This window comes from Vibrio fortis (assembly GCF_000695685.1).
In the GTDB taxonomy this organism is placed as follows: domain Bacteria; phylum Pseudomonadota; class Gammaproteobacteria; order Enterobacterales; family Vibrionaceae; genus Vibrio; species Vibrio fortis_A.
On the sequence record NZ_JFFR01000028.1, the window covers coordinates 161,260 to 175,868 of the forward strand.

General features: G+C 46.2%; 11 protein-coding genes. All 11 read left to right on the plus strand.

The genetic code is table 11. The features are described from left to right. Window positions 1-14 precede the first annotated feature (14 nt). Entirely contained in the window at window positions 15-1,202 is a 1,188-nt protein-coding gene (ftsW, locus tag VFDL14_RS03140) for a cell division protein FtsW (RefSeq protein WP_390519982.1), read from the plus strand. A 7-nt stretch (window positions 1,203-1,209) separates the two neighbouring features. After that, window positions 1,210-2,271, plus strand: coding sequence for an undecaprenyldiphospho-muramoylpentapeptide beta-N-acetylglucosaminyltransferase (gene murG / locus VFDL14_RS03135; protein ID WP_032553213.1), 1,062 nt, complete (start codon window positions 1,210-1,212; stop codon window positions 2,269-2,271). 13 nt (window positions 2,272-2,284) lie between these two features. Beyond that, window positions 2,285-3,745 carry a UDP-N-acetylmuramate--L-alanine ligase gene (murC, locus tag VFDL14_RS03130; protein WP_032553119.1) on the plus strand — a complete coding sequence of 487 codons (1,461 nt, stop codon included), beginning with the start codon at window positions 2,285-2,287 and terminating at the stop codon, window positions 3,743-3,745. A 194-nt stretch (window positions 3,746-3,939) separates the two neighbouring features. Continuing rightward, window positions 3,940-4,719, plus strand: a complete 780-nt coding sequence (locus tag VFDL14_RS03125; RefSeq protein WP_032553120.1) for a cell division protein FtsQ/DivIB — start codon at window positions 3,940-3,942, stop codon at window positions 4,717-4,719. Further along, window positions 4,712-5,980, plus strand: coding sequence for a cell division protein FtsA (gene ftsA, locus VFDL14_RS03120; protein WP_032553121.1), 1,269 nt, complete (start codon window positions 4,712-4,714; stop codon window positions 5,978-5,980). Before VFDL14_RS03125 ends, ftsA begins: the two co-directional genes overlap by 8 nt. A gap of 30 nt (window positions 5,981-6,010) precedes the next feature. Then, on the plus strand, window positions 6,011-7,240 hold the full coding sequence (ftsZ, locus tag VFDL14_RS03115) for a cell division protein FtsZ (RefSeq protein ID WP_032553122.1): 1,230 nt from the start codon (window positions 6,011-6,013) through the stop codon (window positions 7,238-7,240). A gap of 95 nt (window positions 7,241-7,335) precedes the next feature. Next, window positions 7,336-8,253: a UDP-3-O-acyl-N-acetylglucosamine deacetylase gene (gene lpxC, locus VFDL14_RS03110; RefSeq protein ID WP_032553123.1), complete on the plus strand. Its 918-nt coding sequence runs from the start codon at window positions 7,336-7,338 to the stop codon at window positions 8,251-8,253. A 379-nt stretch (window positions 8,254-8,632) separates the two neighbouring features. Further along, a complete protein-coding gene (gene secA / locus VFDL14_RS03105) occupies window positions 8,633-11,359 on the plus strand; it encodes a preprotein translocase subunit SecA (protein ID WP_032553124.1) in 2,727 nt (908 codons plus the stop codon). 309 nt (window positions 11,360-11,668) lie between these two features. Then, window positions 11,669-12,067 (plus strand): 8-oxo-dGTP diphosphatase MutT, encoded by a 399-nt coding sequence (mutT, locus tag VFDL14_RS03100; RefSeq protein ID WP_032553125.1) that lies wholly within the window; start codon window positions 11,669-11,671, stop codon window positions 12,065-12,067. A gap of 89 nt (window positions 12,068-12,156) precedes the next feature. Then, a complete protein-coding gene (gene dapB / locus VFDL14_RS03095; RefSeq protein WP_172974216.1) occupies window positions 12,157-12,981 on the plus strand; it encodes a 4-hydroxy-tetrahydrodipicolinate reductase in 825 nt (274 codons plus the stop codon). A gap of 482 nt (window positions 12,982-13,463) precedes the next feature. Beyond that, window positions 13,464-14,603, plus strand: coding sequence for a glutamine-hydrolyzing carbamoyl-phosphate synthase small subunit (carA, locus tag VFDL14_RS03090; RefSeq protein WP_032553126.1), 1,140 nt, complete (start codon window positions 13,464-13,466; stop codon window positions 14,601-14,603). Window positions 14,604-14,609 lie beyond the last annotated feature (6 nt).

The window sequence follows — 14,609 nt, forward strand, 5'->3', positions numbered from 1 at the left end:
ACCCAGTGCAGAAAGTGAGACAGCTCAACCACTCAATTTGGCAATGGCTTAACCGCTCTACGCCAGAGGCGCTTTACGATCGTCAATTGGTCTGGATCGCGCTTGGTCTGATGCTGACTGGGTTGGTAATGGTGACGTCTGCTTCGTTCCCAATCAGTGCTCGTTTAACCGATCAGCCTTTTCACTTTATGTTCCGCCATGCGATCTTTTTGCTGCTCGCGTTGGGTGTATCCAGTGTGATATTGCAAATCCCGATGAAACGCTGGCTTCAATACAGCATGTACTTGCTGGGATTATCCTTTTTCTTGTTGATCGTGGTGTTGGCTGTTGGTAAGTCGGTGAACGGCGCATCGCGCTGGATCCCCTTGGGGTTATTCAACCTCCAGCCTGCCGAAGTGGCGAAGTTGTCGTTGTTTATCTTCATGGCCGGTTACTTGGTTCGTAAGCAAGACGAAGTGAGAAAGACCTTCTTCGGTGGTTTTGCTAAACCCATTATGGTGTTTGGGGCCTTTGCAGTCTTGCTACTCGGCCAGCCCGACTTAGGTACCGTGGTTGTGATGCTGGTGACTCTGTTTGGTATGCTGTTCATTGCTGGTGCGAAACTGTCGCAGTTTATCGCTCTCATGGTAGCAGGTGTGGCTGCGGTTGTGGGCTTGATTGCGATAGAGCCATACCGTGTGCGACGTGTGACCTCATTCTGGGAACCTTGGAATGACCCATTTGGTAGTGGCTACCAACTAACGCAATCTCTGATGGCATTTGGTCGTGGGGACTGGATGGGGCAAGGTTTAGGTAACTCGATTCAAAAACTAGAGTACCTGCCGGAGGCGCATACCGACTTCGTATTCGCTGTACTTGCCGAAGAGCTCGGTTTTGTGGGCGTGACCTTGGTATTGATGCTGATCTTCAGTCTGGTTTTCAAAGCGATTTTTATTGGTAAGAAAGCCTTTGAAAACGATCAGGTGTTTAGCGGTTATCTCGCTTTTGGCATCGGTATTTGGTTTGCTTTCCAAACCTTGGTTAACGTTGGTGCGGCATCGGGTATCGTACCAACCAAGGGCCTGACTCTTCCACTGATCAGTTATGGTGGCTCCAGCTTGATCATCATGTCAGTCGCGGTATCTATGTTGCTGCGGATTGACCATGAATGTCGCCTAATAGAACAACAAGATGCTGAGCATCAGAACGAACTAAATGAATAGTAACAGCATGAAAAAGAATAAAAGATTATTGGTGATGGCAGGCGGTACCGGCGGTCACGTTTTTCCAGGCTTAGCGGTCGCGAAAAAGCTACAACAACAAGGTTGGGAGATTCGCTGGCTAGGTACGGCTGATCGTATGGAAGCGGATCTGGTGCCAAAGCACGGTATCGAGATTGATTTCATTAAGGTGAAAGGGCTGCGAGGGCAAGGCATCGCTAAGTTGATTAAAGCGCCTTTCCAAATTATTAATGCCATACTTCAAGCAAAGCAACACATTAAGGCGTGGCAGCCAGATGTGGTGCTTGGCATGGGCGGCTATGTGAGTGGTCCAGGCGGCATCGCCGCTTGGTTATCGGGTATTCCTGTGGTGCTGCATGAGCAGAATGCAGTGGCCGGTTTAACCAACCAATGGCTGTCTAAGATCGCGAAAAAGGTGTTTCAAGCGTTCCCGGGCGCATTCCCTAGTGCGGATGTTGTAGGTAACCCAGTACGTGAAGATGTTGTTGCATTGCCTGAGCCAAGTGAGCGCATGGCGGAACGTGACGGAGATATCCGTATCCTAGTTATGGGCGGTAGCCAAGGTGCCAAGATCCTCAATGACACCTTACCAGTGGCTTTGGGCCAGCTTGGTGAAGGCTTCACAGTGATGCACCAAGCAGGCAAAAACAATCAACAGCAAGTGATTGAACAATATAATTCTCATTCTGTGAACAATGTTCAAGTGACTGAATTTATTGATGATGTAGCGCAAGCCTATGCATGGGCAGATCTATTAGTGTGTCGTTCAGGTGCGTTAACAGTGTCTGAAGTCTCTGCTGCAGGTGTTGGCTCTATCTTTGTGCCTTTCATGCATAAAGACCGCCAGCAAGCGCTTAATGCCGACCACTTAGTTGATTGCGGCGCTGCGTTGATGATCGAACAGCCAGATCTAACGGCAGAAAAGCTAGCGAACACCATCGCTCAGCTAGACAGAAATGAATTAAAAACGATGGCAACAAAGGCACGCCAAGCGGCGAAGCTGGACGCTGATGTGACCGTCGCTAAAGCCATTCAAGCTTTAGCAAAATAACGAGATAAATTTGATGACGATTGAACATACGCAAGACTTAGCGCAGATCCGTGCAATGGTGCCAGAGATGCGCCGAGTGAAATCTATCCACTTCATCGGTATTGGTGGCGCTGGTATGAGCGGGATTGCTGAAGTCTTGCTAAACGAAGGCTACCAGATTACGGGTTCTGATATTGCTCAAAATCCAGTAACAGAGCGTTTGGTTAGCAAGGGTGCAACGGTCTACATTGGCCATCAAGCGAGTAATGTTGCTAACGCAAGCGTGGTGGTCGTTTCGACTGCAATCAACGAAGAGAACCCAGAAATCGTTGCAGCTCGTGAGGCACGCACACCGATTGTGCGCCGTGCAGAGATGCTCGCAGAGCTAATGCGCTTTCGTCACGGAATTGCAGTGGCTGGTACGCACGGAAAAACAACCACAACGGCTCTGGTTACACAGATTTACTCTGAAGCGGGTCTTGATCCAACATTTGTTAACGGCGGTTTGGTGAAAAGTGCAGGCACGAATGCTCGTCTAGGCTCAAGTCGAATTCTGATTGCAGAGGCTGATGAGAGTGATGCATCATTCTTGCACCTGCAACCTATGGTAAGCATCGTGACCAACATCGAAGCTGACCATATGGATACCTACGGTGGTGACTTCGAAACGTTAAAGCAGACCTTCATCGACTTCCTACACAACCTGCCGTTTTACGGTCAGGCTGTCATGTGTGTTGATGATCCGGTGGTACGTGAGCTTATCCCTCAAGTAAGTCGCCAAGTGATTACTTACGGTTTCTCTGAAGATGCTGACGTGCGTATTGAGAACTACCGCCAAGAAGGTCAGCAAGGCAAATTCACGGTAGTTCGTGAAGGCAAAGCGAATTTGGATATCACACTTAACATCCCGGGTCGCCACAATGCATTGAATGCATCGGCTGCGATTGCAGTGGCTACAGAAGATGACATCAGCGATGAAGCAATTCTAAAAGCAATGGCTGGCACTCAAGGCACTGGTCGCCGTTTTGATCACTTAGGTGAATACGAAACTGGTAAAGGTGTGGCAATGCTGGTGGATGATTACGGTCATCACCCAACTGAGGTCGACGTGACCATCCAAGCGGCACGCAGCGGTTGGGAAGACAAGCGTCTGGTGATGATATTCCAGCCGCACCGTTATAGCCGCACCCGTGATCTGTTTGATGATTTTGCTAACGTTCTTGAGCAGGTTGACGTTTTAATCCTGCTTGATGTCTACTCAGCAGGTGAAAAACCGATTGCTGGCGCTGATGGTCGTGCGTTGAGCCGAACCATTCGTGGCCGCGGTAAAATCGATCCTATTTTTGTCCCAGATATTACTGCGCTACCTTCGACGTTAGCCAATGTTATCCAAGGTGGTGACCTCGTGCTAACACAAGGTGCAGGCGATGTTGGCCGTGTAGCGAAACAGCTTGAAGCGCTGCAGTTAGACATTAATAAAATGCAGAGCGCTTAATAGAATAAGTTCTCACATACTGTGGTCGAGCGCTCACTTCTTGCGCTTGACCCAAATTTAACCAAAAATCTGATTATCAACGTTTGATAGTTTGATTTTGCTCAGTATAATTCATAGGTTAAAGTAAGTGCTTTTACCTCTATTACGAAAAGATAGGGAATAGAATTGCGAACCAACGACAGGGACTGCGGGTTTTGGTAGAAAGTACTTTCAGCGAAAACCGCCACCTATTCAGCTTACCATCGTTAAAGAAACACGCCCTTGGTGGTTCTTTTCTGATTTTGGTAGTGCTTTTCATTGGGTTTCTTTTCTATACCACTCTGAGTTGGATGTGGGACGATCAACGATTGCCCCTCTCTAAAATTGTACTTCAAGGCGACTTAACATATGTCTCCGCCAGTGATGTTCAGCATGCGTTTAGCCAGCTTGAACATATTGGAACCTTCATGTCTCAAGACATTGATGTGTTACAAGACAGTTTAGAGGCACTTCCTTGGGTATCTGTTGTCTCTATTCGTAAGCAATGGCCTGACACGATTAAAGTTTTTCTGACTGAGCATCAAGCTGCCGCGATTTGGAACGGCAACATGCTGCTAAACGAAAACGGCGACGTGTTTAATGGAGATATAGGCCAACTTGAAGGTGACAGAGTCAAACTCTATGGCCCTCAAGATTCGAGTCAAGAAGTGATCGCCAAGTGGCGTCAAATTACCCCGCTGATCAATAGCGTGGGATTGAGTGTCACTTCATTGGTTCTGAATGAACGTAGAGCATGGCAAATCATCCTAGACAACGGCATTCGCCTAGAGCTAGGTAAAGATTCTTTAGACGAGCGTGTTGAGCGCTTTATTTCGCTTTATAACGAGTTAGGTGATAAAGCGAATCGAGTTAGCTACATCGACCTCAGGTATGATACGGGAGCCGCTGTAGGCTGGTTTCCAGAGCAAGAGTTAGAAGAGAGTACAGATGACTAAGGCCGCAGATGACAACATAATTGTTGGTCTTGATATAGGCACTGCAACCATATCAGCTCTAGTAGGTGAGGTACTGCCTGATGGTCAAATCAATATCATTGGATCTGGGCAGAGCCCATCCAGAGGTATGGATAAAGGCGGTGTTAACGACCTAGAGTCGGTAGTGAAATCGGTTCAGCGTGCTATTGATCAAGCGGAACTGATGGCTGAATGCCAAATCAGCAATGTATTTATCTCACTATCGGGTAAGCACATCGCAAGCCGAATTGAAAAAGGCATGGGCACCATCTCGGATGAGGAAGTGTCACAAGACGATATGGACCGAGCGATCCATACCGCGAAATCAATTAAAATAGGTGACGAGCAGAGAATTCTGCACGTGATTCCACAAGAATTCACCATCGATTACCAAGAGGGCATTAAGAACCCACTTGGCTTATCTGGGGTTCGAATGGAAGTGAGTGTTCACCTGATTTCTTGCCACAGCGATATGGCGAGAAACATAATTAAAGCTGTTGAACGATGTGGTCTCACTGTAGAGCAGATCGTGTTTTCAGGGCTTGCCTCAAGTAATGCGGTAATCACTGAAGACGAGAGAGAGCTTGGAGTGTGTGTGGTCGATATTGGTGCAGGTACAATGGATATCTCCATTTGGACTGGTGGTGCACTGCGACACACAGAAGTCTTTTCCTATGCAGGAAATGCAGTAACCAGTGATATTGCCTTCGCATTCGGTACACCTGTAAGTGATGCCGAAGAGATCAAAGTAAACCACGGTTGCGCTCTGAGTGAACTCGTAAGCAAGGATGACTCAGTTAACGTCCCAAGTGTGGGTGGTCGACCATCTCGTAGTTTGCAAAGACAAACACTTTCTGAGGTGATTGAACCACGTTATACAGAATTAATGGGGCTTGTTAACCAAACTATTGATACTGTTCAACTACAGTTAAGAGATGAGGGTATTAAACATCATCTTGCTGCCGGTGTAGTTTTAACTGGTGGTGCTGCACAGATTGAAGGATTAGTAGAGTGTGCGGAACGCGTTTTCCGCAATCAAGTTCGAGTGGGTAAGCCGTTAGAAGTTAGTGGCTTAACCGATTATGTTAAAGAGCCGTATCATTCTACGGCGGTTGGTTTACTTCATTACGCAAGAGACTGCCAAATAAACGATGAAGGCGATTACAGCGAGCCAAAGCGTAGCGCGCCTTCGATGACAGGTTTGTTTGGTAAATTGCGTAATTGGATACAAAAAGAGTTTTAACCTGAGTTGCAGGAAAAACGGAGATAACACATGTTTGAACCGATGATGGAAATGTCTGACGATGCAGTAATTAAAGTCGTTGGAGTTGGTGGCGGTGGCGGTAACGCTGTTGAGCACATGGTACGTGAGTCAATTGAAGGTGTTGAGTTCATTAGCGTAAACACTGATGCTCAAGCACTTCGCAAAACTAGCGTGAGCAGCGTGATCCAAATTGGTGGTGACATCACTAAGGGTCTAGGCGCTGGCGCAAACCCACAAGTTGGCCGTGATGCAGCTCTCGAAGACCGAGAAAGAATTAAAGAAGTTCTAACTGGCGCCGATATGGTATTTATCGCAGCTGGTATGGGTGGTGGTACAGGTACTGGTGCCGCTCCAGTGATTGCTGAAGTAGCAAAAGAGCTGGGCGTACTAACAGTCGCTGTTGTAACTAAGCCATTTAGCTTCGAAGGTAAAAAGCGTCTAGCGTTTGCTGAACAAGGTATTGAAGAGCTTTCTAAACATGTGGATTCATTGATTACGATTCCAAATGAGAAGCTACTGAAAGTACTGGGTCGTGGTGTAACACTACTGGAAGCATTCGCAAGCGCGAACGATGTTCTTAAGAACGCGGTTCAAGGTATTGCTGAGCTAATTACTCGCCCTGGCATGATTAACGTCGACTTTGCGGACGTACGCACTGTGATGTCGGAAATGGGTCATGCAATGATGGGTAGCGGCATCGCGAAAGGTGAAGACCGTGCAGAGGAAGCGGCTGAAACGGCAATTTCTAGCCCATTACTAGAAGACATCGACCTAGCGGGCGCTCGTGGTGTGCTTGTTAACATCACAGCTGGTCTAGATATGCGTCTAGATGAGTTCGAGACCGTAGGTAACACAGTTAAGGCCTTTGCTTCTGATAATGCAACAGTAGTAATCGGTACTTCTCTAGACCCAGATATGACGGACGAAATCCGCGTAACTGTGGTAGCAACAGGTATTGGCACTGAGAGAAAGCCAGACATTACGTTAGTTGCTGGTGGTAAAGCAAAAGTGGCTTCGGCTCCTCAACCACAAGCTGCAGTACAAGCTGCACCAAAAGTGGAAGAGAAAGTGGCACAGCCATTGCAAGAAAAAACTGAGGTTAAACCTCAAGTGAAACCACAGCCAACAACGTCACCTGTTTCTTCAGGTACAGGCGCTAGCCAAAGTGCAGCACCTAAGCCAGAAAAAGAGAGTGGGTACTTAGATATTCCAGCATTCTTACGACGTCAGGCTGATTAACAAACAACCAATATTTGACTATAGTCAATTTAGTGGTAAAATTCGCGGTCGGTAAATACTGGCCGTGATTTGTAGCACTGATAAGAGGCAGGCAGATGATCAGACAACGTACTCTGAAAGAAATTGTGAAAACGACTGGTGTGGGTCTCCACTCTGGTCGTAAAGTCACACTTACTCTTCGCCCGGCAGCTGCAAATACAGGCATTGTATACCGTCGTACCGATGTAAACCCTCCTGTAGATTTCCCAGCTGATCCAGCATCAGTTCGTGACACTATGTTGTGTACAGCGCTTGTAAACGATGCAGGTGTGCGTATTTCAACGGTTGAACACTTGAATGCAGCATTAGCAGGTATGGGTATCGACAACATCATTGTTGAAGTAGATGCTCCTGAGATTCCAATCATGGACGGCAGTTCAAGCCCGTTTGTGTATCTAATCCAGCAAGCTGGTGTGGAAACTCAAAATGCAGCGAAGCGTTTTATTCGTATCAAAAAGCCAGTACGCTTTGAAGACGGTGATAAGTGGGCAGAGTTTGTACCATTTAACGGCTTCCGTATGGACTTCGAGATCGACTTCAACCACCCAGCGATTGAAGCTGATGAACAGCGTCTTCTGTTTGACTTCTCTTCACAAGGTTTTGTTAAAGAGATTTCTCGCGCTCGTACTTTTGGCTTCATGCGTGACATCGAATACCTACAATCTCAGAACCTAGTTCTAGGTGGTAGCTTTGATAACGCTATCGTGCTTGATGAGTACCGTATTCTTAACGAAGAAGGTCTTCGTTTTGATAACGAGTTTGTTACTCACAAAGTGCTGGATGCGATTGGTGATCTTTACATGTGTGGACACGCTATCATTGGTGAGTTCCGTGCATACAAATCGGGTCACGGCCTAAACAACCAACTTCTACGTGCAGTTCTTGCTGATGCAGAAGCTTGGGAATGGGCAACGTTCGAAGAAGAAGCAGGCTCTCCAGTTGCCTTTGCAGAACCAGGAATGGTTTTGGCATAAAACTGCAATCAAAGATTTTAAAAACCAGGCAATGCGCCTGGTTTTTTTGTATCTGTAATAAAGCTAAAGTGCAATAAAGCATTGGAATAAGCGTTAGGCTAGCCTCGAGGTTGTTTATTCCATCGGCAATTGGTAATAAAAGTTCAAACCACATCAAACAAATGACCTCATAAATGGTCGTTGAGGTGAAAATTACTTACACTAGATGCCAATAATTTTAACTCAAGCCTTGAAAACTCTACTCTCCAACACAATATCAGAGGTACTAGATTTATCTCAGTATCCTTGGTTCGTAACTAACACTAGTTCACAACTGGTAGAGACTGACGGCATTTAAAATAGATCGCGGACGATCTGAGAACGAAGAGATTCCAAGCACATGATTACTAAGCTGCTGACAAAGGTAATTGGCAGTCGCAATGACAGAACACTGCGCCGCCTTAGAAAGATTGTAAAAGAAATTAATAACTACGAACCAACGTTTGAGGCTCTGTCTGATGAAGAGCTAAAAGCAAAAACTGTTGAGTTCCGTGAGCGCTTAGACAAAGGTGAAACACTAGACCAACTTCTACCAGAAGCATTCGCAACAGTACGTGAAGCATCTAAGCGTGTTTACGGCATGCGTCACTTCGACGTTCAGCTGATTGGTGGTATGGTTCTTAACGCTGGTCAAATCGCAGAGATGCGTACCGGTGAAGGTAAAACACTAACAGCGACTCTACCTGCTTACCTAAACGCACTTCCAAGTAAGGGGGTTCACGTTGTAACGGTGAACGACTACCTAGCGAAGCGTGATGCTGAGACAAACCGTCCTCTATTTGAATTCTTAGGCATGACCGTTGGTGTTAACGTACCAAACATGGCTCCACCTGAGAAAAAAGCGGCTTACCAAGCAGATATCCTATACGGCACAAACAACGAATTCGGTTTTGACTACCTACGTGACAACATGGCTTTCCGCGCGGAAGACCGTGTACAACGTGAACGCTTCTTCGCTGTTGTCGATGAGGTGGACTCAATCCTAATCGATGAAGCTCGTACTCCTCTTATTATCTCTGGCCCAGCCGAAGATAGCTCAGATCTTTACACTCGAATCAACACACTGATTCCTCACCTAGAACTTCAAGATAAAGAAGATTCAGAAGAGTACCGTGGTGAAGGTCACTACACCATGGACGAGAAGTCTAAACAGGTTCACCTGACTGAAAACGGTCAAGAATTTGTTGAAGAGCTAATGGTGAAAAATGGTCTAATGGAAGAGGGCGACACGCTTTACTCTCCAACCAACATCAGCCTACTGCACCACGTTAATGCAGCACTGCGTGCACACGTATTGTTCGAGAAGAACGTAGACTACATCGTTACTGAAGAAGGCGAAGTGGTTATCGTTGATGAACACACTGGCCGTACTATGCCTGGTCGTCGTTGGTCTGAAGGTCTGCACCAAGCGGTTGAAGCGAAAGAAGGCGTTAAGATTCAGAACGAAAACCAGACTCTGGCTTCGATCACTTTCCAGAACTTCTTCCGTCTATACGAAAAACTGTCAGGTATGACAGGTACGGCAGATACAGAAGCATTCGAATTCCAATCGATCTACGGCTTAGAGACAGTGGTTATCCCAACTAACAAGCCTATGGTTCGTAACGATATGCCTGACGTGGTTTATCGTACTGAAGCTGACAAGTTCAACGCCATCATTGAAGACATCAAAGAGCGTGTTGCTGCAGGTCAACCATCGCTGGTCGGTACGGTTTCTATCGAGAAATCTGAACTGCTGTCGAACGCTTTGAAAAAGGCAAAAATTAAGCACAACGTACTGAACGCTAAGTTCCACGAAAAAGAAGCGGAAATCGTAGCGCAAGCAGGTACGCCAGGTGCAGTGACTATCGCAACTAACATGGCTGGTCGTGGTACCGATATCGTGTTAGGTGGTAGCTGGCAAGCAGAAGTTGAAAAACTACAAGATCCAACTCAAGAGCAGATCGACAAGATCAAAGCAGATTGGAAAGTGGTTCATGACAAAGTACTAGAGTCTGGTGGTCTACACATCATCGGTACTGAACGTCACGAATCTCGTCGTATCGATAACCAGCTACGTGGTCGTTCTGGTCGTCAAGGTGACGCAGGTTCTTCTCGTTTCTACCTATCAATGGAAGACTCGCTACTGCGTATTTTCACATCTGACCGTATGGCTGGTCTTATCCAGAGCGGTATGGAAGAGGGTGAAGCGATTGAGTCTAAGATGCTATCGCGCTCTATCGAAAAAGCACAACGTAAAGTTGAAGGCCGCAACTTCGATATCCGTAAACAGCTTCTAGAATACGATGACGTAGCGAACGATCAGCGTAAAGTGGTTTACGAACTGCGTGATGAGCTAATGAGCTCTGAAGACATCAGCGAGATGATTGAACACAACCGTGAAGACGTGTTCACATCGGTTATTGATGAATACATCCCGCCGCAATCACTAGAAGACATGTGGGATATCCCAGGTCTTCAAGACCGTCTGAAAAACGACTTCGACCTAGACTTTGATATTCAAGGTTGGTTGGACGAAGACGATAAGCTTTACGAAGAAGCGTTACGCGAACGCATCCTAGGTATGGCTGTTGATGTTTACAAACAGAAAGAAGAAGTGGTCGGCGAGCAAGTTCTGCGCAACTTCGAGAAGTCTGTCATGCTACAAACTCTTGATGGTTTGTGGAAAGAACACTTGGCGGCAATGGACCACCTTCGTCAAGGTATCCACCTACGTGGTTACGCACAGAAGAACCCGAAACAAGAGTACAAGCGCGAGTCGTTTGAACTGTTTGAAGGCCTACTAGAAGTGCTAAAGTCTGACGTGATTACTATCCTTTCGAAAGTTCGAGTTCAACAACAAGAAGAAGTAGAGAAGATGGAAGCGCAGCGTCAAGCTCAAGCGGAAGAAGCAGCGCGCCGTGCACAAGCTCAACACGCTTCAGCTGAAAACCAACTATCTGATGGCGAAGAGTCAGCAGAAGGGCATCAACCAGTTGTACGTGATGAGCGCAAAGTTGGCCGTAATGAGCCATGTCCATGTGGCAGCGGGAAAAAATACAAGCAGTGTCACGGTAAAATCGCGTAAGTTTAATGAATCGTCGCTGTAGCGCATGATAGCTACGTTGGTGGTACTCACTTACTATCGTAAGCTCCGTGCCACCGCCTTGCTCTCAGGCACTACAACTTAGCTTCATAAAACTGACAAATAGAATATAAAGAGTCGCTTAGGCGGCTCTTTTTGTATGTGAATATAATAAGGTTTCGATACCGTCATCCTCGAGAGTGAGGGACGAGCGAGTCGGGGATCTTTCGAACTAACAAAAGAGCAGATTCCCTATCTAATTCGTTCCTCATTGTAGGGAATGACGGTAGAGACATAGAAGGAACACCATCAATGAAAAGAATCCATATTGTAGCGGGCATTATCTTCAATCAGGATAAATCGGAAATCTTTATTACTAAGCGTCCGAGTGATAAACACAAAGGCGGCTTTTGGGAGTTTCCAGGCGGTAAGGTTGAAGAGGGTGAAACCATTGAACAAGCCATGATTCGTGAGCTAGATGAAGAGATCGGAATTACGGTGACAGAGCAGAGCTTGTTTGAACACCTAGAGTTTGATTATCCAGAAAAGTCTCTTAAATTTGATTTCATCTGTGTTAATGCTTTCGAGCAGGAGCCTTATGGCAAAGAAGGACAACAAGGGCTGTGGGTTGCTATTGAAGCATTGCCAAACTACGAATTCCCGGAAGCAAACGTGCCGATTTTACAGCGTGTAGTAAAAGAGTACTCGTAAAGGCTAGCCTGAGTCTGAGATTGTTGTTAGTTTAAAGAGATAGTGAACTTGAGTCGCTCTGCGAATGTATGCAGGGGACAAACCAAACAATGGAGATAAATGCAGTGGTAAGAATTGCAATTGCAGGAGCAGCAGGTCGCATGGGCCGTAACTTGGTGAAGGCTACTCACCAAAACAAAGATGCGACGGTTGGTGCTGGTTCAGAGCGCCCAGAGTCATCGCTGGTCGGTGTCGATATCGGTGAGCTGTGTGGTGAAGGTCGTTTTGAGGTTGCCCTGGTTGATGATCTAGCAAAAGTGGTAGAAGAGTTTGACGTGATCGTCGACTTTACTGCGCCTGTCAGCACTCTAGCGAACATTGAACTGTGCAAGAAGCATGGCAAAAAGCTCGTGATTGGTACAACCGGCTTCTCTGAAGAAGAGAAACAAGTGATTGCCGCTGCGTCTAAAGAGATGCCAATTGTTATGGCTCCTAACTACAGTGTTGGTGTGAACCTAGTATTTAAGCTGCTTGAGAAAGCGGCAAAAGTAATGGGTGATTACTGTGATGTTGAAATTGTTGAAGCGCACCACCGTCATAAAGTCGATGCGCCATCAGGCACTGCGATTGGTATGGGCGAAGCGATCGCGGGCGCTATGGGTAATGATCTGAATGACGTTGCGGTTTGGGCTCGTGAAGGCATTACCGGTGAGCGCACTAAAGATGAGATCGGTTTTGCAACTATTCGTGCCGGCGACATCATTGGTGAGCACACAGCAATGTTTGCAGATATTGGTGAACGTGTCGAAATTACCCACAAAGCAACGGATCGTATGACTTTTGCTAACGGTGCGATCAAGGCGGCGGTTTGGTTGGATAGCAAACCAGCAGGCTTTTATACCATGACAGATGTGCTTGGTTTGAATGAACTGTAAATAGATAATTATGCGCTGGCAATTGCCGGCGCTTTGTTTATTTAGCCAATTCTAATGATAATTAAACTTAACTAAGGTGGTGGAAATACGCTTAGTTTATTGTGTTTTTTGTCTTGTTTTGGTTGTTTTTTGTTTGAGTTTGTCTTTATTTCTTGTTTCATCTTGTTATTTAACGTTTGCGCTTTCTTATCAATATTTCTATCACTCTAACTTAGAGTGAAATGATACCGAGAGTTGAAAAAATCTCAATTTCCCCTCCTTGTCCCTGTAAAACTAGTACTTTTGAAGCTTTAAAAGAGAAAGTTGGATAAGTGGCTACAAATGTTTAATTTCTTTTGCGTTAAATGTTGACACAAATCACGGGCATCACTAAAATACCGCCAATTTGTCTAATTTCCATAAACACGCAGTTTTGGGTGTTGCAGGAAGGTAGATTTGCAAATTAAATCAATTTTAATGCATTTTTATTTCTGGAGGTTGTCTTGAAAAAGTCAGCATTGCTAGTCCTAGAAGATGGGACAGTATTCCACGGTGAATCCATTGGCGCAGACGGTTCTGCTGTTGGTGAAGTCGTTTTTAATACCTCGATGACGGGGTACCAAGAAATCCTCACTGATCCTTCCTATTCTCAACAAATTGTAACGCTTACTTACCCTCACATTGGCAATACCGGAACCAATTCCGAAGACGAAGAATCCTCTTCAATCCACGCTCAAGGCCTTGTGATTCGCGATCTCCCTCTTATCGCTTCTAACTTCCGTAATGAACAATCCCTTTCTGATTACCTAAAGTCGCAAAACGTTGTTGGTATCGCTGATATCGATACTCGTAAGCTGACGCGTATTCTTCGCGAGAAGGGTGCTCAAAACGGTTGTATCGTAGCGGGTAACAACATCGACGAGGCTCTAGCGCTGGCTAAGGCTAAAGAATTCCCTGGCCTAAAAGGTATGGACCTTGCGAAAGAAGTTACAACAAAAGAAGCGTATCAATGGAAACAAGGTTCGTGGACGCTTACGGGTGGACTTCCTGAAGCGAAAGCAGACTCAGAATTGCCATATCACGTTGTTGCCTACGACTTCGGTGCAAAACGTAACATCTTGCGCATGCTTGTTGACCGCGGCTGCCGCCTAACAGTTGTTCCAGCTGAAACGTCTGCGGAAGAAGTTCTAGCACTGAACCCAGACGGTGTTTTCCTTTCAAATGGCCCTGGTGACCCAGAACCATGTACTTACGCGATTGAAGCGACAAAAGTATTCTTAGAGAAAGGTCTACCAATCTTCGGTATCTGTCTTGGTCACCAAATCCTAGCGCTAGCTTCTGGTGCGAAGACGGTGAAAATGAAGTTTGGTCACCACGGTGCAAACCACCCAGTTAAAGATTTAGATCGTGATGTTGTGATGATCACTTCACAAAACCACGGTTTTGCTGCAGATGAAGAGACGCTGCCTGAAAACCTACGTGCAACGCACAAGTCGCTATTTGATGGTTCTCTGCAAGGTATCCACCGCACAGATAAGCCAGCATTCAGCTTCCAAGGTCACCCAGAAGCGAGCCCAGGTCCAGAAGACGCGGCACCGCTATTCGACCACTTCATTGAACTAATTAAACAGCACACAGCGTAATTCGGA